This is a genomic window from Saliphagus sp. GCM10025334 (assembly GCF_042663485.1).
Classification (GTDB): domain Archaea; phylum Halobacteriota; class Halobacteria; order Halobacteriales; family Natrialbaceae; genus Natronosalvus.
Map to the genome: position 1 here is coordinate 369,948 of NZ_JBHTAF010000003.1, position 21,762 is coordinate 391,709.

Consider the following 21,762-nt stretch of genomic DNA (forward strand, 5'->3'; position numbering starts at 1 on the left):
AGAATCCTTATACCCGATCGCTGAGAATCGCCGGACATGACGACTCTCGAGTCACCTGGCCCGACGGTCGGCGTCGTCGGCGGCGGGCAACTCGGCCGAATGCTCGCCGAGGCTGCCTCGCCGCTCGGCGTCGACGTGATCGTCCTCGATCCGACGCCCGACTGCCCGGCCGCGGGCGTCAGCCGCGACCAGCTCGTGGGGGACTTCGACGACGAGGCCCGCATTCAGGAACTCGCCGAACGTGCCGATGTCCTCACCTTCGAGATCGAACTCGCCGACCAGGACGCCCTCGAGCGCGTCCGCGAGGAGACCGGCGTCCCCGTCCACCCCGATCCGGCGACGCTGCGGACGATTCACGACAAACTGGTCCAGAAGCGCGAACTCGAGGCCGCCGGAGTGCCGGTGCCACCGTTCCGGGCGGTCGAGGACGCCGCCGACGTTCGGGCGGCCATCGACGACTACGGCGCCCCGGTGATGCTCAAGGCCCGGACCGGCGGGTACGACGGGCGCGGCAACGTCCCCGTCGAGTCGAAAGCCGACGCCGACGCGGCGCTCGAGTCCGTCGCCGGTCCGGCGATGGTCGAGTCCTTCGTCGACTTCGAGCGCGAGATTTCGGTCATCGCCGCGAAGGGCTACGGCGAGACGGCCACGTTCCCCGTCGGGGAGAACGTCCACGAAGACGAGATTCTGCGAGAGACAGTCGTCCCCGCCCGCTCGACCGACGCCGTGCTCGAACGCGCCCGCGAGGTCGCCGAGGACGTGCTCGAGGTGATGGCAGGACGGGGCATATACGGGATCGAGTTGTTCGAAACCCGGGACGGGGAGATTCTACTGAACGAAATCGCCCCGCGTCCGCACAATTCGGGCCACTGGACCATCGAGGGCGCCCGTACCTCGCAGTTCGAACAGCACGTGCGGGCGGTGCTGGGGTGGCCCCTCGGCTCGACCGCCCTTCGGACGGCGACGGTCTCGACGAACCTGCTCGCCGACGTCGAGGAGCCGCGACCGGCCGCCCTCGCCAACGTCGAGCGAATCCTCGAAACGCCCGCCGCGAGCCTCCACTGGTACGGCAAGCGCGAGGCACGCCCGCTCCGGAAGATGGGCCACGTCACGGTGACCGCCGACGGCGACGAGACGCGCGAAGACGAGACGCGCAAGGAACTGCTCGAGCGCGCCCGCGGGCTTCGAGACGCCGTGACGTTCGAAAGTCAGTGAACGCCTAACAGGAACTGGAACAGATATACCACACAGATGGCAGACACCGTATCCGACCTCATCGACCGACTGCACCGCGAAGCCGACCAGGATCGACCGACCGAGGAGACCCCCGACGTGGGCATCGTCATGGGCAGCGACTCCGACCTCGAGGTCATGCTGACCGGCGGCCGGCGCCCGGGAGCCTACGACGCCCTCGTCGGCGAACTCGGGTTCGGCGAACAGACCGACTACGAGAACCCGCCCGAAGAACGCTTCACCTTCGAGACCTACGTCACCTCCGCTCACCGCACGCCCGACCTGATGGCGGCCTACGCCGAGACGGCCGAGGATCGCGGCCTCGAGGTTCTCATCGCCGGCGCGGGCGGGAAATCTGCGGACCTGCCGAACATGACGGCCTCCATCGCCTATCCCTTGCCCGTCATCGGCGTCCCCGTCCAGGAGAAGTCCGTCGACAGCGTCATCGGGATGCCGACGGGCGCCCCGCTCACGGCCGTCGACGCGGGCAAGTCGTTCAACGCGGCGCTGTCGGCCGCCCAGATCCTCGCCCGCCAGCACGACGAGATTCGCGAGCGGCTGGTGGCCTACCACGAGAACCTCCAGCTCGAGGTCGGCGCCGTCTCGAAGCGGCTCCACGACGGCGGTGTGACGGCCTACCGCGAGGAGTAGCCGACGGTCGTCGCGTGGCCGCTCGTCGAATCGTCGATCGACCGCAGTGAAAAGTGCCTCTCGAGCGACGGCACACCGGCCGCATTCTGCCGTTTTTTCCCGTCTCAACGGCGACGACCGTTCGGGGTGTCTGACTCTCACTCGATCGATCCGTTCGCAGGGGGCTCCAGCGGGTCGAAATCGGGCGAAAAACAAAGAATCAACCCTTATATGGGTGCGTTTCCAACCCCCGAACGTTACGGAGATGAACGATTGGATAGCTATCGGGGCGCTGGCGCTCGTGGGGCTACTGATTCCGCTCAGCATGATGGCGGCATCGTACCTCTTGCGGCCGACCGTCCCCGAGACGAGCAAACGTGCCACCTACGAGAGTGGCGAGGTGCCGACCGGCGGGACGCGCATTCGGTTCAACATCCAGTACTACATGGTTGCGATGCTTTTCCTCGTTTTCGACATCGAGACCGTTCTGTTGTTCCCCTGGGCAGTCACCTACGCCGATGCGCTCGGAGCCGAGGAGTACGGACTCGCGTCCACACTGGGTCCGATGTTGCTCTTCGTCGCCATCCTCGTCGTCGGACTCGCGTGGGCCTGGCGCAACGGTGCCGTACAGTGGGCGAAATCGCCCCAGCAGGTCGAATCCGAGGTCGATCGACCATGAGTAACCAACCAACCCAACAGATCTACGAGAGTACCGCTCCCTCGACGGCGGACCGCGACGCCCGCATGGGTGCCGGCGTCGACGCCAGGATGAACTCGAAGCTCCGAGAGGCGTTCGGAGCCTCGCCGTTCATCCTCACCAAGTTCGACCAGTTCATGAACTGGGTCCGGGGGTCGTCGATGTTCATGCTGCAGTTCGGAATCGCCTGCTGCAGCATCGAGATGATTCACACGTACGCGATCAAACACGACCTCGACCGATTCGGGGCCGGCGTCCCGCGCGCGTCGCCGCGACAGGCCGACGTCATGATCGTTCCCGGGACCATCGTCTCGAAGTTCGGGCCGCGCATGAAGCGCGTCTACGACCAGATGCCCGAACCCAAGTTCGTCGTCGGCATGGGTTCGTGTACGATCTCCGGCGGCCCGTTCCAGGAAGGGTACAACGTCGTGAAGGGTGCCGAGGAGATCATCCCGGTCGACATCCACGTCCCGGGCTGCCCACCGCGCCCGGAGGCGCTCATCTACGGCGTCGCCAAACTCCAGGAGCGCATCGCCAACGGCGAGTCCTCGCCGGTCGTCGTCAAACCCTACGAACTCGAGGAGTTCGGCGACCTGCCACGGGACGAACTCGTTCAGAAACTGGCAGCCGAAATCGACGAGGAAGACCTCGTCATGCGGTACAACTGGGGTGACTCGCCATGAGTACCGGACTCGAACCCCGAGGGAGCCTCGAGGTCACCGAGGACGAACTCGAGACATTGATCGGCGACCGCGCGCTCGCGCGAGACGATCACAAAAACGCGCCAGGATTCGTTATTCGGCCGGACGCCGTCCAGGACGTGCTCTTCGACCTCCGCGACGAGGCCGGCTTCGACTACCTCTCCTGCGTGACAGCCCAGCAATACGCGGACCGTTACGAGTCTATCTACCACCTCAAGAAGTACGACGACCCGACCCAGGAGGTCAGCGTCGTCGTCCCTACCTCGACTGACGACCCCGTCAGCCAGACGGCCGAACCCGTCTTCCGGGCGGCCGACTGGGCCGAACGCGAGAACTTCGACCTCGTCGGCATCGACTACGAGGGCCATCCCGACCCGCGACGGATTCTCCTGCCCGAGACCTGGCAAGGACACCCGCTCTCGAATGACTACAACCAGGAGAAGCCACAGGTCGTGACGCTGTCGGAACACGCAAACCCGCTCCTGCCTGACCACCACGACTCGGACACGGACACGATGTTCCTGAACGTCGGGCCCCACCATCCAGCGACCCACGGCGTGTTGCACGTCAAGACCGTCCTGGACGGCGAGACGGTCGTCGACGTCGACCCCGATATCGGCTACCTCCACCGCTGTGAGGAGCAGATGTGCCAGCAGGGCACCTACCGCCACCAGATCATGCCCTACCCCGACCGCTGGGACTACGTCTCGGCCGGCCTGCTCAACGAGTGGGCCTACGCCCGGGCCGTCGAGGACCTCGCGGACATCGAGGTCCCCGAGTACGCCCAGGTCATCCGGACGATGGGCGCAGAACTGTGCCGGATCGCCGCACACATGCTGGCACTCGGTACCTTCGCGCTGGACGTCTTCGGCGACTTCACCGCCGTCTTCCAGTACGCCTTCCGCGACCGCGAGGTCGTCCAGGACATCCTCGAAGACCTCACCGGCCAGCGGCTCATGTTCAACTACTTCCGCCTGGGTGGCGTCGCCTGGGACCTGCCCGAACCCCGCGAGGAGTTCTTCGAGAAGACGCGGGACTTCCTCGACGACCTCCCTCAGAAGGTCTCGGAGTACGAGGACCTGATCGTCACCAACGAAATCTTCCAGATCCGCTGTGTCGACACCGGCATCCTCGAGCCAGCGGTCGCCAAATCCTACGGCGCGACTGGTCCGACCGCTCGCGGATCGGGGGTCGACATCGACCTCCGGCGGGACGACCCCTACGGCTACTACGAGAACCTCGAGTGGAATGTCATCACCGAGGACGGAATGGACAATTACTCGCGCGTGCTCGTGCGCATGCAGGAAGTCGAGGAGAGCGCAAAGATCATCGAGCAGTGTGTCGACTTGCTCGAGGACTGGCCGGAAGACGACCGGGAGATTCAGAGCAACGTCCCCCGGACGCTCAAGCCGCCGGCGGACACGGAAGTTTACCGCGGCGTCGAGGCGGCCAAGGGCGAACTCGGCATCTACATCCGTTCGGACGGAACGGACAAGCCCGGCCGCTTCAAGATCCGTAGCCCGTGTTTCCACAATCTCTCGGCGCTACCCGAGATGACTCGCGGCGAGTACATCCCGGACCTGATCGCCTCGCTCGGGAGCCTCGACATCGTGCTCGGGGAGGTGGATCGATGACTGCGGCAGGTCTGTCCCCGCTCCAGAGCGACAGCGGCGCCTTGCTCCCCGAACGGCTCGGGGACCTGACCGGGCTCAACAACCTCGGATTCGGCGGCGAACTGATCGCGACGTTACTCGCGGCGGCCCTCGTCGGCACGCTGATGTTGACGATGACTGCCTTTGCCGGTCCGTGGGCGAAACGGAAGATCACGGCCGCGTTCACCGACCGGATCGCAGTCAACCGAATCGGTCCGTTCGGCCTGTTGATCATCGTCGCCGACGCCGTTCGGCTACTCTCGAAGGAACTCATCGTCCCCGAGAACGCCGACCGCCCGGCGTACGACCTCGCGCCGATCCTCATCGCCGGGTCCGCGCTGCTCGGCTTCGCCGTCATCCCGATGGGATCCGGCATCCACCTCGCGGACCCCGAGGTCGGACTGGCGTACGTCTTCGCCGTCGCCGGCATCGCCAGCGTCGGCCTCGTGATGGCCGGCTACGCATCCGCGAACAAGTACTCGATGCTCGGCGGCCTGCGCGCGGTCGCACAGAACGTCGCCTACGAAATCCCGCTCGTCGTCACGGGGATGTCCGTCGTCATCTTCGCCGGCACCCTGCAAATGAGCGAGATCGTGGCCGCACAGGCCGAGACGCTGGTCAGCCTCGGCGGCCTCGACATTCCGATGTGGTACGCGTTCGTCAACCCGTTCGCGTTCGTCCTCTTCGTCGCGGCGAACGTGGCGGAGGTCGGGCGTAACCCGTTCGACACGCCCGAAGCGCCGACCGAGATCGTCGCTGGCTACCAGACCGAGTACTCGAGCGTCTACTTCGTCCTGATCTACCTCGGGGAGTTCATCCACATCTTCCTCGGTGGGGCGATCATCGCGACGATCTTCCTCGGTGGCCCGGCCGGCCCGGTGCTGCCGGGCATCGTCTGGTTCACCATCAAGATCTGGGGCGTCTTCCTGTTCACCCAGTGGCTCCGCTCGGCGCTTCCGCGCGTCAGAATCGATCAGCTCATCGAGATCGGCTGGAAGGGGATGCTCGTGCTCGCCTTCGCCAACCTGGTGTTCACGGCGATCATCGTGGGTCTTCTTGAGACCGATCTCACATTCGCGATGGTTACGGTGATCTTCCCATGATCGGACTCCTCAAATCCATGGCCACGACGATGAAACACGCACTGGACGGCAACACCTTCACCGTGGAGTACCCCGAGACGACGCCGGACGTCTCGCCGCGGTTCCGCGGCGTCCACAAGTTCAGCCAGGAGCGCTGCATCTGGTGTCGCCAGTGTGAGAACGTCTGCCCGAACGACACGATCCAGATCGTCACGGACGCCCAGCGAAACGGCGAACAGTACAACCTCCACATCGGCCAGTGTGTCTACTGCCGACTCTGTGAGGAGGTCTGTCCCGTCGACGCCATCTTGCTCACCCAGAACTTCGAGTTCACGGGCGACACGAAACACGACCTCGTCTACAACAAAGAGCAATTGAAGGCCGTCCCGTGGTACAAGGACATCGATCCGCTCGAGTCCAGGGAACCCGACCGCGGCGGCTGGATCGGCGAGGGCGAAGGAGAGGTCGACTACCAGTAAGAGATCAGCCCATCTCGAAATCTACAAAGGGCACACAACACCAGACAACACCAATGACATACGAGCTGATCGCGTTCGCGCTGTTCGCGTTCGTCACGCTGGGCAGTGCGGTCGGCGTCGTGCTCTTGCAGGATCCGTGGCATTCGGCGCTCCTGCTGGGCGTGTCGCTGACGAGCGTCGCGGTCTACTACGTGATGTTGGCGGCGGAGTTCGTCGCCATGATGCAGATTCTCGTCTACGTGGGCGGGGTTCTCATCCTCATCACGTTCGCCGTGATGCTCACGCAGGCGGAGAAGGAAGAGGAACCGGACGAGGAGGTGCCGCGGGCATGACGACGGGCCCGAAGCTCCGACTCGGAACGAACCTGGTACCCGGCGTGCTCGCCGTGGTACTCTTCGCGATGATGGCGCTGATCACGTGGAACGCCGGCCTCGGTAACATGGTCGGCTTCCCCGACGGCGTGTCGATCACCGCCGAGATCGGCTACGCGATGTTCGATTACACGGCGTTACAGTCTGGCGAGATGGGAATGGGCAACACTGAACCCTTCCTCTTTTCGTTCCTGCTGATCGCCGTCGTCCTCGACGCCGCCCTCGACGCCTCGCTCGTGCTCGCAAAGCGCGAGGAGGCTGGTGAACCCGTCACCGCGCTCTCGACGCAGAGTCAGCCGGCCGACTCGAGCCGGAGTGGGAGCGCCGAAGCCGCCACCGACGGAGGTGAGGACCGGTGACCGTCGCGGTTACGTCCTACGTCCTCCTGGCGATAGCCCTGTTCTGTATCGGGCTGTTCGGTGTCCTGACGCGTCGCAACGCACTGATGTTCCTGATGTCCGTCGAGTTGATGCTGAACGCGGCCAACATCAATCTGATCGCGTTCGCGTCCTACCACGGCAATCTCACGGGGCAGGTGTTCGCCCTGTTTACGATGGCGCTGGCGGCCGCGGAGGTCGCCGTCGGCCTCGGGATCATCCTGGTGCTGTATCGCAACTTCCGTGACGTCGACGTCACGGTACCGTCGGCAATGAGGTGGTAATTCTATGGAAACTGCATTCGATCTGGCGCCGGCAATCGTCCTCCTGCCACTCGCGGCGTTCGTCGTTGCGTTGCTCTTCGGCGACTACATGCCGAAGAAGGGCGCGCTCGCCGGCATCGTCGCGACCGCCGGGTCGCTGGTCCTGTCGCTTTTCGTGCTGGCAGGCGTCGCGACCGGCGGCCAGCGACAGGAGACGTACTTCACGTGGGTGGCTGGCGACGCGCTGAGTCAGACCGGCGAGGAGACGATCGAGTTCACGTTCGGCATCCTGCTCGACCCGCTGTCGGCACTGATGCTCGTCATCGTGACGCTCATCGCGTTCCTCGTCCACCTGTTCAGCCTCGGCTACATGAACGCCGAGGGCGAAACGGGGCTGCGACGCTACTACGCCGAACTCGGCCTGTTTACGTTCAGCATGCTCGCGTTCGTCGTCGCGGACAATCTGCTGATGGCGTTCATGTTCTTCGAACTGGTGGGTCTCTGTTCGTACCTGCTCATCGGCTTCTGGTTCCGCACCGAATCCGCGCCGTCGGCCGCGAAGAAGGCGTTCCTGGTGACCCGTTTCGGGGACTACTTCTTCCTCATCGGCGTCGTCGCCATCGGCGCGACCTTCGGTACCCTCGCCTTCCAGGGCGACGGCTCGTTCGTCGCGGCCGCCGAGGAGGCGATTAGTAACGAGGAAACCCTGTTCGGCTTCGACGCCGAGACCTGGGTGACGATCACCGGCCTGCTCGTCCTGGGCGGGGTCATCGGGAAGTCCGCACAGTTCCCGCTGCACACCTGGCTCCCGGACGCGATGGAGGGTCCGACCACGGTGTCGGCCCTGATTCACGCCGCGACGATGGTCGCCGCCGGGGTCTACCTCGTCGCCCGCATGTTCGGCTTCTACGCCCAGTCGACGACGGCGCTCGCGGTCATCGCCTTCACTGGCGGCTTCACCGCACTCTTCGCCGCGACGATGGGCGTCGTCAAGGACGACATCAAGCAGGTGCTCGCGTACTCGACCATCAGCCAGTACGGCTACATGATGCTCGGGCTGGGCGTCGGCGGCTACGTCGCCGGCGTCTTCCACCTGATGAACCACGCCTTCTTCAAAGCGCTCCTGTTCCTCGGCGCCGGGGCCGTCATCGTCCTCATGCACCACGAACAGGACATGTGGAAGATGGGCGGGCTCAAGGACAGAGCCCCCATCGTCTACTACACGTTCCTCGCGGGCGCACTCGCGCTCGCGGGCATCGTTCCGTTCTCGGGATTCTGGTCGAAAGACGAGATTCTCTACGACGCGCTCATCGTCGGCCTCGAACAGCCAGTCTTCCTCGTGGCCTACGCGATGGGCCTGATCGCCGTGTTCTTCACCGGCTTCTACACCTTCCGGATGGTCTTCCTGACCTTCCACGGTGAGCCCCGGACGGAGACCGCACGCAACCCCCACTCGGTCGGGTTGCCGATCAAGATTCCGCTCGCGACGCTGGGCGTGCTGGCACTGGTCGCCGGCGCCGCCAACCTCGCGCCGATTTACAAGCTCACCGGAGCCGAGATCACGTTCCTCGAGTTCTGGCTCGACGGCGAGTACGGCGGGTTCGCCGACCTGACCTACCACGCCTACCACGACGCCGTAGCGTTCGAGGAGGGCTACATCGGCTCCGAGACGATCACGCTCTTGCTCGGTGCCGGCCTCTCGCTCGGCCTCGCGCTCGCGGGCGCCGGACTCGCGTACATCCTGTACAACGTGCCAGAGCCCGTCCCGCACACCCAGAACCTGGGCAGCGCGCGAACCGTCCTGCGCAGCAACTACTACCAGGACGAGTACCAGGTCTGGCTCGCCGAGAAGTTCACGCTGCCGGTGGCTCGCGCCGCCGACCGGTTCGACCAGACGGTCATCGACGGCGTCGTCAACGGCGTCTCGAGCGTGAGTCTCTTTAGCGGAAGCCGCGTGAAGCGGTTGCAGACCGGTGTCGTGACGACCTACGCGGCACTGATCGTCGTCGGGTTCATCGCGTTACTCGTGGTGCTCGGCGTGCTCGGAGGGTGGTTCGTATGATGATCGAGACGCTACTCGCTGTCACGTTCGCGGGCGCGCTGGTGACGTTCCTCGCGCCCAATCGTATCGCCGGAAAACTAGCCTTTGCGATCAGCCTCGTACCGGTCGCGCTGTCACTGTGGCTGTTCACCGCCTTCGACGGCAGCGGCAACGCGTTAGTCGACGGTGGCGCGCTCGCGTTCGAGTCCCGGACGACCTGGATCGAACTCGGCGCCTACGAAATCTCGTGGTTCGTCGGGCTCGATGGGATCAGCCTACCGCTGGTCGTCCTGACGACGGTCCTCTCGACGCTCGCAATCTTGAGTTCGTGGACGCCGATCGACACGCGCCAGTCGCAGTTCTACGGCCTGATCCTGTTCATCGAGGCGAACCTGATCGGCGTCTTCGCTGCGCTGGACTTCTTCGTCTGGTTCATCTTCTGGGAGGCCGTTCTCATCCCGATGTACTTACTGATCGGGGTCTGGGGCGGACCGCGCCGGAAGTACGCCGCGATCAAGTTCTTCGTCTACACGAACGTCGCCTCGCTGCTGATGTTCGGGGCATTCATGACGCTCGTCTTCAGCCTCGACGTCTCGTCGTTCGCGCTCACGGAGATCACGCAGGCGATGCTCGCGGGCGGTCCCGAGGGCTTCGCCGGCGTCGCCGGTAGCACTGTCGCCTCGCTGGTGTTCATCGCGATGTTCATCGGCTTCGCCGTGAAGGTCCCCGTGGTGCCGTTCCACACCTGGCTGCCCGACGCTCACGTCGAGGCGCCGACGCCAGCGTCGGTGCTTCTGGCGGGCGTCCTGCTGAAGATGGGGACCTACGCCCTGCTCCGGTTCAACTTCACGATGTTCCCCGAGCAGGTCGAGCTGTACGCGGTTCCCATCGCGGCCATCGCCGTTATCAGCGTCATCTACGGCGCGATGTTGGCGTTGGCCCAGACAGACCTCAAGCGCATCGTCGCCTACTCTTCGGTCTCGTCGATGGGCTACGTGATCCTCGGCCTGATCGCGTTCACCCACTTCGGCGTCGGCGGCGCGACCTTCCAGATGGTTTCCCACGGCCTGATCTCGGGTCTGATGTTCATGGCCGTCGGCGTGATCTACAACGCCACTCACACCCGGATGGTCACCGACATGTCCGGGATGGCCGACAAGATGCCCATCGCCGTCGGCATCCTCATCGCCGGCGCGTTCGGCTACATGGGCCTGCCGCTGATGAGCGGCTTCGCGGCGGAGTACTTCATCTTCTTCGGGGCCTTCGGTTCCGAGGTGCTGACGTACGCGCCGCTGTTTACCGGCCTGGCGATGTTCGGCATCGTCATCGTCGCCGGCTACTTGCTGTTCGCGATGCAACGGACGCTGTTTGGCCCCTTCCGGCTCGAGACCGACTACGAGATCGGTCGCGCGCCGTTCCACGACGTCGCGCCGATGTTCGTGTTGCTGGGGCTGATCATCGCCCTCGGCGTCGCACCGGAGTTGATCTTCGACATGATCCTTGACGCAGTCGATCCGATCCTCGAACAGGGAGGTGGTGCCTGATGGTTAACGCACTCGTGCCGGCGGAGTGGCTCGCACTCGCACCGACGCTCGTGCTGGCGCTGACCGCCATGGTATTGTTCGTCTTCGACAGCATCAGCCCGCGGTCGACGAACCGTCCGGCGCTCGCTGGCATCGCCGCCACCGGCGCCATCGTCTCGCTCGCCATCGCGGTCTGGTTCGCCGTCGCGGGAACCGGTTCCGAGAACGCCGACGCCGGCTACGACCTCTGGTTCGTCGTCGGCGAATCCCAGGCCGGGGCCGGCGCCATCGACCTCTTCGGCGGCCAGATGGTCGTCGACCAGATGGCGCTGTTCTTCATGATCGTCGTGGCCGTCGTCACCGCGATGGTGGCGATCGCAAGCTACGACTACATGGCCGGACACGCCTACCAGGCCGAGTATTACTCGCTGCTCTTGCTCGCGGCGACCGGGATGTCGACGATGGCCGCAGCGAACAGCCTCGTCACCATCTTCCTCGCTCTCGAGCTGGCGAGTCTCCCTTCCTACGCGCTCGTGTCCATCCTGAAGACCAACCGCGGGAGCGTCGAGGCCGGTCTGAAGTACTTCCTGATCGGCGCGTTCTCCTCGGCCATCTTCGTCTTCGGGATCAGCCTCGTCTACGGCGTCACCGGCCACCTGCAACTCGAGGCCATCGCGGACGTCGTCACGGGCGAGGCCGAGCCAGGGTCGGGCCACGACGTCTCCGAGATGGGCGGCCTGCTCGGACTCGGGCTCCTGATGCTCATCGGCGGCTTCGCGTACAAAACCTCGAGCGTACCGTTCCACTTCTGGGCGCCGGAAGCCTACGAGGGGGCGCCGGCACCGATCTCGGCGTTCCTCTCCTCGGCCTCGAAGGCTGCCGGCTTCGTGATCCTCTTTCGCGTGTTCACGACGGCGTTCCCGCTCGAGGCGACGGCCGAGATCATCGGCCTCGAGTGGACCCACGCGTTCATCATCCTGGCCATCGCCACGATGACGGTCGGGAACTTCGCGGCGGCCACCCAGGAGAACGTCAAGCGAATGCTCGCGTACTCCTCGGTCGGACACGCGGGCTACGCACTGATCGGACTGGCGGGTCTCACCGTCGACGGCGGCGAACTCGTCCTCGGCGCCGCCATGATGCACCTGCTGGTCTACGGCTTCATGAACACAGGCGCGTTCCTGTTCGTCGCCCTGGCGGAGTACTGGGGCGTCGGCCGGACGTTCGAGGACTACAACGGCCTCGCGGCCCGGGCGCCCGTCGCCTGTGCCGCCCTGGCCGTGTTCATGTTTAGCCTCGCTGGCATCCCGCCCTTCGGCGGCTTCTGGAGCAAGTACTTCCTGTTCACAGGCTCGCTCGAGGCGGCGTCGGCCAACCCTGCGATGTTGATCGTCGCGGCCGCGCTGGTGGTCAACAGCGCGCTGTCGCTGTACTACTACTCGCGGCTCGTGAAGGCCGTCTGGATCGACGACCCCGTCTCGGGCGTCGATCGGGACTTCGGCGGCTCGCCGACGGGTCTGTACGCGGCCATCGTCTTCGCGGCCGTGATGACGCTCGTCCTGTTGCCCGGCTTCGGGCCGGTCGCTGACCTCGCGATCGACGCGGCGAGTGCGGTCGTCGTCTCCTGAATACCCGGTAGCTTTTACCCTGTTCGGTGGAAATCCGCGGTATGGTCTCCCGGCTCGTCCTCGGATGTGGGGACGTCGGACAACGAATCGTCGAGCGGCTGCCGGACTCGGCACCGCCACCCCTTCGATCGACCGCCGGCTCCACCACGACGGCACGCGGTCGCGAGACGTTGTTCGTCGTCTCGAGAGACGAAGACGTCGTCGAGACGCTTCGGGAGGAGAACGTGCGAGCTCGCCAGGGCGAGCCGTCGGAGCGGTCGCTTCTCGAAGGTCTCGAACTGGAGTTCGAATCCGGCTCGCCGGACCTCGTGTTCGTCGCCGGTGACGACAGCGGCGAGAACCGGCGGACGCTCGAGACGGCACGAGCGGTATTTCCCGACGCGATATTCGTGGCGTACGTGGGAGAGAACGAGTCCGAAGCGGACCGCCGGGCCGACAGGCGGGCCATCGAGCGCCAGGCGACACACGTCGTCGATTCGATCGAAACCGTCGTCGAGTGGGTCGCCGAGCGAACGGTCTCGCGGGGGGCCCAGAAGGCGATCGAGCTGCGGACGCACCTCTCTCAGATTACTGGAACGCTCGCGGTTATCGCACACGACAACCCCGATCCGGACGCCATCGCGAGCGCCGTCGCGCTGGTCGAACTCGCCGAGAGCGTCGGCGTCGACGCCGAGGCCTGTTACTACGGCGAGATTTCCCACCAGGAGAACCGGGCGATGGTCAACCTCCTGGAACTCGACCTTCGCACGCTCGAGCCGACGGACTCCCTCGAGGCCTACGACGCGTTCGCGCTCGTCGACCACTCCCGACCCGGCGTGAACGACCAGCTTCCGACGGATCTCGATATCGACATCGTGATCGACCACCACCCGCCGCGCGGCCCGGTCCCGGGCGAGTTCTACGACCTCCGCCAGCGCGTCGGCGCGACGAGTACGGTCCTCACCGAGTACCTCGAGTACTTCGGGATCGACGTCGATAGCCAGATTGCGACGGCGTTGCTCTACGGGATTCGCGTCGATACCAGGGACTTCACCCGGGAGATTTCACCACCCGACTTCGAGGCCGCCGCGACGCTCTGGGACGCCGTCGACTTCGCGACGCTCCGAAAGATCGAGTATCCGACCGTCGAGGGCGACACCCTCGATACCGTCGCCCGAGCGATCAAAAACCGCGTCCAGCGGGGATCGGTGATCGCCGCCAGCGCCGGACGCATCACCGACCGCGACGCGCTGCCCCAGGCAGCCGACCAGTTGCTCGCGATGGATGGCGTCGACACGACCCTTGTATTTGGATTTCGCGACGAGATGGTGTTCGTCTCGGCGCGTTCACGTGGGAACGACCTCGACCTCGGGGAGACGCTTCGCGACGCGTTCGACCAGATCGGAAGCGCCGGTGGGCACGCCGATATGGCCGGGGCGCAACTCGAGATGGGTGTCCTCGGCGACATGGAGGAGGGCACAGAACGCGAGTCCATCCTGAACATCGTCGAGGAAGTCATCACCGACCGCTTCTTCGAGGCGGTGGATACCCAGCCGGGAACCCCCGTCGGTATCTACAGCCAGACCAGCGAGATGCTGTTCGGCTCGAACGCTCTCCTGGACGAACAGCTCGAAGCCGACGCCGAACGCGACGGGTGAGCGGGGCTCGAGGCTTGCATCGACGGAACCGCGTGCGAGCCGACGAGTCGAACTGATGCGACGAACCCCAGAGAGGAGCGTTTTTTACGGCCGCCGACGATGGAACGAGCATGGACATCGTCACCGACAGCAAACCCCGTGTAAAGGACTACATGACGCGAGACGTGGTGACGGTCTCGCCCGACCAGACGGTTGCCTCGGTCGCCGAACGGATTGCCGAGAGCGAGGAACACAGCGGCTTTCCCGTCTGTGATCGCCGTCGGGTTGAAGGATTCGTGAGCGCGCGCGACCTCCTGCTCGCCGACGACGACGCACCAATCTTTCGGGTGATGTCCCGCGAATTGATCGTCGCCCACCCCGACATGAAAGTGATCGACGCCGCCAGAGTGATCCTCCGATCGGGGATCCAGAAACTCCCGGTCGTCGACGACGCCGGCAACCTCGTGGGGATCATCGCGAACGCCGACGTGATCCGGAGCCAGATCGAACGCGCGACCCCCGAGAAGGTCGGCAAGCTCATGCGGACCCTCGAGAACATTCACGAAGTCGAGTTGCGCCAGGAGCGCCGGATGATCACGCTGTCCGACCTGACGCCGACCCAGGGCCGAGTCTACGCGGACGAACTCGAGGGACGAAAGTACGAACTCGAGCGAGGGCTGGCCGAACCCCTCGTCGTCATCGACAACGCCGGCGAGTTGTTGCTCGCCGACGGCCACCACCGGGTGATGGCCGCCGATCGCATCGACCTCGAGAAGATGGATGCCTACGTGATCGTGGTCGATCAGCGCCTCGCGCTGGGAATGGCCGAGACGGCGAAAAAGGAGGGCCTCGAATCCATCCGCGACATCGAAGTGGTCGATTACGCGAGACATCCGCTGGTGGAGACGACCAAGCGATTGCAGTCGAGCGAGCAGTGAATTACACAGTAGCGACCACCAAGGGACCAGTGAGTGACCAGCGAGCGGTCGGAATCGAGAATCAGCGATCAGCAGAATTTTGTCCACGCCGCGTCGTCCTCGAGTATGCGAGAGGACGGTTTCCGTGATTCAGGTGACCCCGAAAGCGACCGCCGCGGCGTCGGCGACCCTGCTACCGCTGACGGCTCTACGACTGCTGACGACCCCATCGATGTCGACGTCGACGTCGACGCTGACAGCGACGCTCCTGGCAGCGACGACCACGCCCACGCGGACGCATCCGTTCGCGGCCTGATCGCAGACGAGGGCGCCTACCTCCTCCTCAAACACGACATGCCGAGCGGACCGATCTGGGGCGTCCCCGGCGGCCGAGCGCGAATCGGCGAGGACCCGCGAGACGCCCTCGTACGCGAGGTGTACGAGGAGACGCGCCTCGAGGTCGACGTCGGCGACCCGCTCGAGGCGTTCGCCTACACCTGGGCCGACGGCGAGCAGGGCACCGTTTCCGTGGTCTTCGAGTGTGCAGTAGTCGGTGGGACGGTAGACATCGAGGCGAACCCGAACGACGACGAACCCATTTCCGAGTACGCCTGGCTCGACCCCACGGCACTGGACGAGGTGCCGATGGAATCTGAACTCCGGCGACTCCTCGAGCGTCACGCGAACTGATCGCTCACGCTCAGCAGGTAGGCCAGAATCACGAGGGAGATGAGCAGGCCGACGAGGTTGAGCGTTACCAGGTCCAGGAGCGCGCTGAGTCCGTAGAGGACGAGCGCCCACGTCAGCGCCCATCCCTGCATGTTCCAGAGGCCGACGATGACGGCCAGCATGCCGACGTTGACGACGGTGAACACGAACGCGAGGAACGTACCGACGCCGCCGTAGGCGAGCAGTTGGAGGATCGGGATCCAGGCGAACAGGAATCCGAGGCCGCCGAGCACGCAGATGATCGAGACGCCGAGCGGTCGAGACTGTCCGCTCGTGTACGACGTGGTCGTCGACGAACGAGTGGAGTGGGCGGGTGGAGGGCGGGCACTCATGTTGTAATAGTAACTCTTTGCCGGTAAATATTTTCTGGATAATTGACTGTTCACGCTCGCTCGAGCACGGTTCCGAAACGCCGATAAAACACGAATCGCTCGAACGCCGTTTCGACGGCTTACTTGCCCTCGAACTCCGCGTCGTCCCCACTCATGAACGCGGTGATCCCCGTCATGAGGTCGTCGGTAGCCATCAGGTGACCGAACGCTGCGGCCTCGAGTTCGAGTCCCGCGTCGGTGTCGTCGCGGCCGGCGAGCATCGCCCGCTTGGTGAAGCGCTGGGCGATCGGCGGTCCGCCAGCGAGTTTCTCAGCGAGGTCGAGGGCCTCCTCGAGCAGTTCGTCGTTACCCACGACCTCGTTGACGAAACCGTAGTCTGCCATCGTCTCGGCCTCGTAGCGGTCGGCCGTGAGGATGATCTCCTTCGCGCGGCCCTCGCCGACGATGTGCTTGAGCCGCTGAGTGCCGCCCCAGCCGGGAATCAATCCGAGGTTGAGTTCTGGCTGACCGAGTTCCGAGCGCTCGGAGGCGATCCGGATGTCAGCGCAGGTCGCCAGTTCCATCCCGCCGCCGAGACAGTAGCCGTCGATGCCGGCGACGACGGGCATATCACAGGACTCGAGTTTGCCGAAGGTGTCCTGACCCTGTTTCGAGAGCTCGATCGCACCGAGCGGGTCGGCCCCGCCCGCGGCCATGCTCTGGACGTCAGCACCTGCGGAGAAGGCCTTCTCGCCCTCGCCGGTAATGAGGATCGCCCGCACCTCGTCGTCGTCCCCGAAGACGTCGATGGCCTCGCTCAGTTCCGAGAGGAGTTCCGAACTGATCGTGTTCATCCGGTGGGGCCGGTCGATGACCACGTGGCCGACCATGTTGCCGGGGTACTCGACGCGGATGGTCTCGAACTCGAGTTCGCCGTCGCCCTCCTCGTCGGGCCCGTAAAAGCTGCCCTCGTCCGCGAACTCCCGGAGGGCGTCCGAAGGCTCGTGTCGCGCCGCACCGCTCTCGTCGTAGGCGTCCTCGAGGGCCTCGAACAGGTCAGCGAGGCCGCGCTGATCGCTCATCTTCGCCGGGCCGTCCGGGAAGCCCGCGCCGAGTTTCATCGCCTCGTCGATGGCGTCCGGGCCGGCCACGTCGTCGTCGATCAGTTGGGCGACCTCGTCGGCCATCACGGCGAGCAGGCGGTCGGCGATCCACTCTTTCCCTTCGTCGGTCGGGATCTGGACGCCCTCGCCGTCCTCGTAGTCGTAAACGCCCTTACCGGTCTTCTTCCCGAGTTCCTCGGCCTCGACTTTCTCTTCGGTCATCGGGCACGGGGCGTACGCCTCGCCGAGGGTCTCGTGCATGTACTCCTGGACGTGTAGCCCCACGTCGAGACCCACCTGGTCGGTGAGTTCGAACAGGCCCATCGGGAGCCCCATGTCGAACTTCGCCGTCGAGTCGACCTCGGCGACGGTGGCCTCGTCCTCGTAGACCATCCAGGCCGCCTCGTTCATCAGCGGGACGAGCACGCGGTTCACGATGAAGCCAGGGCTGTCCTTGTGGACTCGAACCGGCGATTTGTCGACGTCCTCGGCGAGCGCCTCGATCACGTCGAGCGTTTCGTCGGCGGTGTGTGCCCCGGAGATGACCTCGACCAGCGGCATCCGGATCGGCGGGTTGAAGAAGTGCATCCCGCAGAACTGGTCGGGTCGATCGGTGACTTCCGAGAGCTCGGTGATCGACAGCGAGGAGGTGTTCGTCGCGAAGATGGCGCGGTCGGGCGCGTACTGTTCGACCTCGCCGTAGACGTCCTTCTTGATGTCCATCTTCTCGGGAACGGCCTCGATGACGACGTCGGCATCGGCGACCGACTCCTCCACGTCGACCAACGGCGTGATCCGCTCGAGGGTGTCGTCGGCGACCTCGTCGGTGATCTGGTCGTTTTCGGCCAGTTTGCCCAGTGACCACTCGATCTGGTCGTAGCCGTTCTGGACGAACTCCTCTTTTATGTCACGCAGGTTCACGTCGTAGCCCGCGAGCGCCGCCACCTCGGCGATCCCGTGGCCCATGTTCCCCGCTCCGAGAACTGCGATGGTGTTGATATCCTCCAGTTCCATGGGAACGTATGCGTCTGGCACCCGTTTCAACGTTTCCCTCTCGACAGGAACAACTGTTCTCGAGTTTAGTTCCGGTTACAAAGTTCTTTATCGTTCAGGCAGGAATCTAGGGCTATGGATTTCGGACTCACCGACGAACAACAACAGATCCGCGAGGAAGTCAGGCGCTTCGCCGAAAACGAGATCAAACCGGTCGCGACCGAGTACGACGTCGAGGAAAAATATCCCCACGACGTCGTCGAAAAGGCCGCCGAGATGGGCCTGACGGGCGCCTACATCCCGATGGAGTACGGCGGTGCGGGCTACTCGATCCTCGACACCGCCATCATCACCGAGGAACTGTTCGCCGTCGATCCCGGCATCGCGCTCTCGATTGTCGCCACCTCCTTCGGCTGTGAGGCGATCATGAACTTCGGGACCGAAGAACAGAAAGAAGAGTACCTGGAGCCTGTTGCGCTGGGTGAAGCGGTTTCGGGCGCCGCGATTTCGGAACCCGACACCGGCTCGGACGTCTCCTCCGTCTCCACGCGCGCCGAGAAGGACGGCAACGAGTGGGTCATCAACGGCAACAAGATGTGGATCACCAACGGCACGGTCGCCGACTTCCTCGTCGTCCTCACGAAGACGAACCCCGACGCAGAGGGCCGCTACAACGGCTTCAGCCAGTTCATCGTCGAGACCGACCGCGACGGCGTCTCGACCGAGAAGATCACCGGCAAACTCGGCATCCGCGCGTCGGACACCGCCGAAGTGATCCTGGACGACGTGCGCGTCCCCGAGGAGAACCTCGTTGGGACCAAAGACGCCGCCTTCCTCCAGCAGATGCAGTTCTTCGACGAGACCCGCACCGCCGTCGCGGCACAGGGCGTCGGCATTGCGAAGGGAGCCACCGAGGCCGCCCTCGAGTACGCCCAGGATCGCGAGCAGTTCGGCAAGTCCATCTCGGAGTTCCAGGCGATCCAGCACAAACTCGCTGACATGGCGACTAAAACTGAGGCCGCCCGCAACCTGACCTACAAGGCCGCCTGGAACGTCGACCAGGGCGAGGACATCACGCAACTGGCTTCGATGGCCAAGGAGTACGCCTCTCGTATCGCCGTCGACGTCGCCGACGAGGCCGTCCAGATCCATGGCGGCGCCGGCTACGTCAACGACTTCCCCGTCGAGCGTCTCTACCGTGACGCGAAGATCACCCAGATCTACGAGGGCACGACGGAGATCCAGAAGAACATCATCGCCCGCGAGATGCTCGGGAAAGGGTTCTAAGACCCACCTTTTATTCTGTCGTTCGAAAGTGCGAACTCTTTCGTGATGACGAAACGCCAAAGGCGTTTCGAACCACGGTCTGCTTCGCTGACGGCTTCACCGCACAGCGAAGTGTCCCTCGATAAAAGCTGGACGAAAAGCACTCCTCACTCCCGGTGGTCGCTCGTCGGCCCGCTCGCTTACTGCATTCGCTCGCGGTAGTGATGCTGTGATTGCCTGCCCTTCCCTGTTGAGCGAACGCGACGCGTTCGCGATGCTCGAAAACGCGCGTTTCCGTTGGAGCGCCCGCCTCTCGCTGTCGCTCGAGCCGCGCGCTCGGCCACTACCGTCTCGTCGGGTTGTGATTGCATCGTTCCTCGAGCCGGGAGTCGGGAACGTTCGATTACTCCAGTGAGGACGTATCGAAATCGGAGTCCGAATCACCATCGTCACTGTCCGAATCCGTGTCCGTATCACCGTCGTCGCTATCCGAATCTGAGTCCGTATCGCCGTCATCGCTGTCGGAATCCGTGTCTGTATCCGAATCCGTATCGCCATCACCCGTGATTCGGTCATCGAAACCGCTGTCGACGGCCGTTTCGCCCGGCGTTTTATTCGGTGTTGCACCCTCGTCCCCATGCACGTCATCGGCTATCGACGGATCCCGCTCGAGCACGTAGAACACCACGGGAGGCACGACGTACACGCCGATCGCGAGCACGGCGAAGAGCGAATCGACGAACACCAGGAGCGCGAAGATGGCGAACGCCGCCGCGGTCGCCGTGTGCATCCCCGTTCTGGTGTACTCGAGGTAGAACGTCCACAGCCCCCGGAACCATTCACGATCGCTCATGCGTCCGTTATTACTACGCGAACCAGTGACAACCCTCTTTCGAGGGATCCGCTACGCTCACCCACTGCCGACCCATGCCACCCCATCGAGCAATCGCTTCTCGACGAGAGCAACGACCAGTCCGCTCTGGACGGCCGCCACTGTCGTATCGCGACGCGGTGTGGTGCTCAACTTCCCGACAGCAACGAGGGAACCAGAGCGACGGTAGTCGCGGGAACAGCAAAAAGCCGAGCACCCGGCTGCGGAATCGACGACGGTCGTGCTTGCGACCGACGGCCGATGTTACTTATTGCAGAATGGTGCCAGTTACCCCGCACCATGGCAGACGAACACGAATGCAACCTCTGTGGAGCAACGTTCGATAGCGAAGAACAGCTACAGGAACACAACCAGGAGGAACACCGGGACGAGATGTAGTCGTTCAGGCGCTTTCACGCACTCTCGAGGAACGAGCGAAGCCGATCGAGGTACGCCTCCGGCTGGTCGACCATCACCCAGTGGTTCGCCCCGTCGAGGCCGACGAGTTCCGCGTCGGAAACGTCCGACTCGAGTCGTTCCGCGTACTCCATCGGCTGAAATTCGTCGTCGCCACCCCACAACAGCAGCGTCCGCGCTGTAACCTCGCCGGGATCGATCTCGGTCGTGTGGCTCGTGTTCGTCGCGATGGCGTTTCGCGAGAGCGAGACGATTCCTTCCTCGGAGTTCCACGGCGCGAGCATCCCCTCCAGGAACGCCTCGTCGGGATCGCCAGCGAGGGTGCTGCGGAAGATCTTTTCGACCATCTCCTGCACGTCGTCGACGCTCATCTCGTCGATGGTCGACGGAATACCGAGATCGACGATCGTCTCGATCGGCCAGGAGTCGTAGCTGACCGCGTTCGAGAGGACGAGTCGATCGACCGCCTCGGGTTCGTGGACGGCGTACCGGAGTCCGACGCCCCCGCCGAGGTCGTGACCGACGAACGTAACGGGGTCGACGCCCAGTTCGTCGAGCAGTCCGTCGATCATCTCCTCTTGGGCCCTGATCGAGCGGTCGAACCCGTCGTGCATCGCCGAGTTTCCGTACCCCACCATGTCGGGGACGATCACGCGGTAGTCGTCGGCGAGCGGTGGGGCGATTTCGCGCCAGAGGAACGAGGACGTCGGGATGCCGTGACAGAATACTATCGGCTCGCCGTCGCCCTCGTCGTAGTAGGCGACCTCGAGGTCGTGTTCGTCGACGGATACCGTTTCCGTCCGCTGCTCGGTCGTCCAGCGTTCGTACTCCATACCCTGTCGCGCTGCCACACCACTGTCAA

General features: G+C 64.4%; 22 protein-coding genes. 18 read left to right on the forward strand and 4 right to left on the reverse strand.

Annotation, left to right across the window (positions count from 1 at the left end; translation table 11 throughout):
* Positions 1 to 36: 36 nt before the first annotated feature.
* The 16 genes from ACFQO4_RS14075 (at position 37) to ACFQO4_RS14150 (ending at position 15,900) form a co-directional block, all read left to right on the forward strand.
* On the forward strand, positions 37 to 1,215 hold the full coding sequence (locus ACFQO4_RS14075; RefSeq protein ID WP_500261512.1) for a 5-(carboxyamino)imidazole ribonucleotide synthase: 1,179 nt from the start codon (positions 37 to 39) through the stop codon (positions 1,213 to 1,215).
* Between the two features lie 36 nt (positions 1,216 to 1,251).
* Positions 1,252 to 1,884 carry an AIR carboxylase family protein gene (locus ACFQO4_RS14080; protein ID WP_500261513.1) on the forward strand — a complete coding sequence of 211 codons (633 nt, stop codon included), beginning with the start codon at positions 1,252 to 1,254 and terminating at the stop codon, positions 1,882 to 1,884.
* A 244-nt stretch (positions 1,885 to 2,128) separates the two neighbouring features.
* Entirely contained in the window at positions 2,129 to 2,542 is a 414-nt protein-coding gene (locus ACFQO4_RS14085) for an NADH-quinone oxidoreductase subunit A (protein ID WP_312909212.1), read from the forward strand.
* Positions 2,539 to 3,243: an NADH-quinone oxidoreductase subunit B gene (locus tag ACFQO4_RS14090; protein ID WP_312909213.1), complete on the forward strand. Its 705-nt coding sequence runs from the start codon at positions 2,539 to 2,541 to the stop codon at positions 3,241 to 3,243. Before ACFQO4_RS14085 ends, ACFQO4_RS14090 begins: the two co-directional genes overlap by 4 nt.
* Positions 3,240 to 4,895, forward strand: a complete 1,656-nt coding sequence (locus ACFQO4_RS14095; protein ID WP_500261514.1) for an NADH-quinone oxidoreductase subunit D — start codon at positions 3,240 to 3,242, stop codon at positions 4,893 to 4,895. Before ACFQO4_RS14090 ends, ACFQO4_RS14095 begins: the two co-directional genes overlap by 4 nt.
* Complete coding sequence (locus ACFQO4_RS14100) at positions 4,892 to 6,016, forward strand: complex I subunit 1/NuoH family protein (protein WP_500261515.1); 1,125 nt, start codon at positions 4,892 to 4,894, stop codon at positions 6,014 to 6,016. The genes ACFQO4_RS14095 and ACFQO4_RS14100 overlap by 4 nt, the downstream gene beginning before the upstream one ends.
* Positions 6,013 to 6,474, forward strand: coding sequence for a NuoI/complex I 23 kDa subunit family protein (locus ACFQO4_RS14105; RefSeq protein ID WP_253437332.1), 462 nt, complete (start codon positions 6,013 to 6,015; stop codon positions 6,472 to 6,474). The genes ACFQO4_RS14100 and ACFQO4_RS14105 overlap by 4 nt, the downstream gene beginning before the upstream one ends.
* A 53-nt stretch (positions 6,475 to 6,527) precedes the next feature.
* Entirely contained in the window at positions 6,528 to 6,806 is a 279-nt protein-coding gene (locus tag ACFQO4_RS14110) for an NADH-quinone oxidoreductase subunit J (protein WP_500261516.1), read from the forward strand.
* Positions 6,803 to 7,204, forward strand: a complete 402-nt coding sequence (locus ACFQO4_RS14115) for a hypothetical protein (RefSeq protein WP_500261517.1) — start codon at positions 6,803 to 6,805, stop codon at positions 7,202 to 7,204. The genes ACFQO4_RS14110 and ACFQO4_RS14115 overlap by 4 nt, the downstream gene beginning before the upstream one ends.
* Positions 7,201 to 7,506: an NADH-quinone oxidoreductase subunit NuoK gene (gene nuoK, locus ACFQO4_RS14120; protein ID WP_500261518.1), complete on the forward strand. Its 306-nt coding sequence runs from the start codon at positions 7,201 to 7,203 to the stop codon at positions 7,504 to 7,506. The genes ACFQO4_RS14115 and nuoK overlap by 4 nt, the downstream gene beginning before the upstream one ends.
* Positions 7,507 to 7,510: 4 nt before the next feature.
* Positions 7,511 to 9,547, forward strand: coding sequence for an NADH-quinone oxidoreductase subunit L (nuoL, locus tag ACFQO4_RS14125; RefSeq protein WP_500261519.1), 2,037 nt, complete (start codon positions 7,511 to 7,513; stop codon positions 9,545 to 9,547).
* Positions 9,544 to 11,070: a complex I subunit 4 family protein gene (locus tag ACFQO4_RS14130; protein WP_500261520.1), complete on the forward strand. Its 1,527-nt coding sequence runs from the start codon at positions 9,544 to 9,546 to the stop codon at positions 11,068 to 11,070. The genes nuoL and ACFQO4_RS14130 overlap by 4 nt, the downstream gene beginning before the upstream one ends.
* On the forward strand, positions 11,070 to 12,677 hold the full coding sequence (locus ACFQO4_RS14135) for an NADH-quinone oxidoreductase subunit N (protein WP_500261521.1): 1,608 nt from the start codon (positions 11,070 to 11,072) through the stop codon (positions 12,675 to 12,677). The genes ACFQO4_RS14130 and ACFQO4_RS14135 overlap by 1 nt, the downstream gene beginning before the upstream one ends.
* 41 nt (positions 12,678 to 12,718) lie before the next feature.
* Positions 12,719 to 14,314 carry a DHH family phosphoesterase gene (locus ACFQO4_RS14140; RefSeq protein WP_500261522.1) on the forward strand — a complete coding sequence of 532 codons (1,596 nt, stop codon included), beginning with the start codon at positions 12,719 to 12,721 and terminating at the stop codon, positions 14,312 to 14,314.
* Positions 14,315 to 14,424: 110 nt separating this feature from the next.
* On the forward strand, positions 14,425 to 15,231 hold the full coding sequence (locus ACFQO4_RS14145) for a CBS pair associated ParBc domain-containing protein (protein WP_500261523.1): 807 nt from the start codon (positions 14,425 to 14,427) through the stop codon (positions 15,229 to 15,231).
* A 105-nt stretch (positions 15,232 to 15,336) separates the two neighbouring features.
* Positions 15,337 to 15,900 carry an NUDIX domain-containing protein gene (locus ACFQO4_RS14150; RefSeq protein WP_500261524.1) on the forward strand — a complete coding sequence of 188 codons (564 nt, stop codon included), beginning with the start codon at positions 15,337 to 15,339 and terminating at the stop codon, positions 15,898 to 15,900.
* Here the strand turns inward: ACFQO4_RS14150 and ACFQO4_RS14155 are convergent.
* Complete coding sequence (locus ACFQO4_RS14155) at positions 15,888 to 16,271, reverse strand: hypothetical protein (RefSeq protein WP_500261525.1); 384 nt, start codon at positions 16,269 to 16,271, stop codon at positions 15,888 to 15,890. The genes ACFQO4_RS14150 and ACFQO4_RS14155 overlap by 13 nt on opposite strands.
* Before the next feature lie 119 nt (positions 16,272 to 16,390).
* Complete coding sequence (locus tag ACFQO4_RS14160) at positions 16,391 to 18,367, reverse strand: 3-hydroxyacyl-CoA dehydrogenase/enoyl-CoA hydratase family protein (RefSeq protein ID WP_500261526.1); 1,977 nt, start codon at positions 18,365 to 18,367, stop codon at positions 16,391 to 16,393.
* A 114-nt stretch (positions 18,368 to 18,481) separates the two neighbouring features.
* Here ACFQO4_RS14160 and ACFQO4_RS14165 point away from each other — a divergent pair, with 114 nt between their 5' ends.
* Complete coding sequence (locus tag ACFQO4_RS14165) at positions 18,482 to 19,633, forward strand: acyl-CoA dehydrogenase family protein (protein ID WP_500261527.1); 1,152 nt, start codon at positions 18,482 to 18,484, stop codon at positions 19,631 to 19,633.
* 382 nt (positions 19,634 to 20,015) lie between these two features.
* Here the strand turns inward: ACFQO4_RS14165 and ACFQO4_RS14170 are convergent, their stop codons facing one another.
* The gene (locus ACFQO4_RS14170) at positions 20,016 to 20,465 is read right to left on the reverse strand and encodes a hypothetical protein (protein ID WP_500261528.1); all 450 of its coding nucleotides are present in this window, start codon (positions 20,463 to 20,465) and stop codon (positions 20,016 to 20,018) included.
* A 318-nt stretch (positions 20,466 to 20,783) separates the two neighbouring features.
* On the opposite strand from ACFQO4_RS14170, the gene ACFQO4_RS14175 reads away from it, so the two are divergent.
* On the forward strand, positions 20,784 to 20,882 hold the full coding sequence (locus ACFQO4_RS14175) for a C2H2-type zinc finger protein (RefSeq protein WP_254157729.1): 99 nt from the start codon (positions 20,784 to 20,786) through the stop codon (positions 20,880 to 20,882).
* Between the two features lie 14 nt (positions 20,883 to 20,896).
* Here ACFQO4_RS14175 and ACFQO4_RS14180 read toward each other — a convergent pair whose 3' ends face one another.
* On the reverse strand, positions 20,897 to 21,733 hold the full coding sequence (locus tag ACFQO4_RS14180) for an alpha/beta fold hydrolase (RefSeq protein WP_500261529.1): 837 nt from the start codon (positions 21,731 to 21,733) through the stop codon (positions 20,897 to 20,899).
* Between the last annotated feature and the right edge of the window lie 29 nt (positions 21,734 to 21,762).

What these genes read in the sequence shown, in the direction of transcription:
- ACFQO4_RS14075 (WP_500261512.1), top strand. Translation starts at nt 37, where the DNA reads ATGACGACTCTCGAGTCACCTGGCCCGACGGTCGGCGTCGTCGGCGGC.
- ACFQO4_RS14080 (WP_500261513.1), top strand. Translation starts at nt 1,252, where the DNA reads ATGGCAGACACCGTATCCGACCTCATCGACCGACTGCACCGCGAAGCC.
- ACFQO4_RS14085 (WP_312909212.1), top strand. Translation starts at nt 2,129, where the DNA reads ATGAACGATTGGATAGCTATCGGGGCGCTGGCGCTCGTGGGGCTACTG.
- ACFQO4_RS14090 (WP_312909213.1), top strand. Translation starts at nt 2,539, where the DNA reads ATGAGTAACCAACCAACCCAACAGATCTACGAGAGTACCGCTCCCTCG.
- ACFQO4_RS14095 (WP_500261514.1), top strand. Translation starts at nt 3,240, where the DNA reads ATGAGTACCGGACTCGAACCCCGAGGGAGCCTCGAGGTCACCGAGGAC.
- ACFQO4_RS14100 (WP_500261515.1), top strand. Translation starts at nt 4,892, where the DNA reads ATGACTGCGGCAGGTCTGTCCCCGCTCCAGAGCGACAGCGGCGCCTTG.
- ACFQO4_RS14105 (WP_253437332.1), top strand. Translation starts at nt 6,013, where the DNA reads ATGATCGGACTCCTCAAATCCATGGCCACGACGATGAAACACGCACTG.
- ACFQO4_RS14110 (WP_500261516.1), top strand. Translation starts at nt 6,528, where the DNA reads ATGACATACGAGCTGATCGCGTTCGCGCTGTTCGCGTTCGTCACGCTG.
- ACFQO4_RS14115 (WP_500261517.1), top strand. Translation starts at nt 6,803, where the DNA reads ATGACGACGGGCCCGAAGCTCCGACTCGGAACGAACCTGGTACCCGGC.
- nuoL (WP_500261519.1), top strand. Translation starts at nt 7,511, where the DNA reads ATGGAAACTGCATTCGATCTGGCGCCGGCAATCGTCCTCCTGCCACTC.
- ACFQO4_RS14130 (WP_500261520.1), top strand. Translation starts at nt 9,544, where the DNA reads ATGATGATCGAGACGCTACTCGCTGTCACGTTCGCGGGCGCGCTGGTG.
- ACFQO4_RS14135 (WP_500261521.1), top strand. Translation starts at nt 11,070, where the DNA reads ATGGTTAACGCACTCGTGCCGGCGGAGTGGCTCGCACTCGCACCGACG.
- ACFQO4_RS14140 (WP_500261522.1), top strand. Translation starts at nt 12,719, where the DNA reads ATGGTCTCCCGGCTCGTCCTCGGATGTGGGGACGTCGGACAACGAATC.
- ACFQO4_RS14145 (WP_500261523.1), top strand. Translation starts at nt 14,425, where the DNA reads ATGGACATCGTCACCGACAGCAAACCCCGTGTAAAGGACTACATGACG.
- ACFQO4_RS14150 (WP_500261524.1), top strand. Translation starts at nt 15,337, where the DNA reads ATGCGAGAGGACGGTTTCCGTGATTCAGGTGACCCCGAAAGCGACCGC.
- ACFQO4_RS14155 (WP_500261525.1), bottom strand. Translation starts at nt 16,271, where the DNA reads ATGAGTGCCCGCCCTCCACCCGCCCACTCCACTCGTTCGTCGACGACC.
- ACFQO4_RS14160 (WP_500261526.1), bottom strand. Translation starts at nt 18,367, where the DNA reads ATGGAACTGGAGGATATCAACACCATCGCAGTTCTCGGAGCGGGGAAC.
- ACFQO4_RS14165 (WP_500261527.1), top strand. Translation starts at nt 18,482, where the DNA reads ATGGATTTCGGACTCACCGACGAACAACAACAGATCCGCGAGGAAGTC.
- ACFQO4_RS14170 (WP_500261528.1), bottom strand. Translation starts at nt 20,465, where the DNA reads ATGAGCGATCGTGAATGGTTCCGGGGGCTGTGGACGTTCTACCTCGAG.
- ACFQO4_RS14175 (WP_254157729.1), top strand. Translation starts at nt 20,784, where the DNA reads ATGGCAGACGAACACGAATGCAACCTCTGTGGAGCAACGTTCGATAGC.
- ACFQO4_RS14180 (WP_500261529.1), bottom strand. Translation starts at nt 21,733, where the DNA reads ATGGAGTACGAACGCTGGACGACCGAGCAGCGGACGGAAACGGTATCC.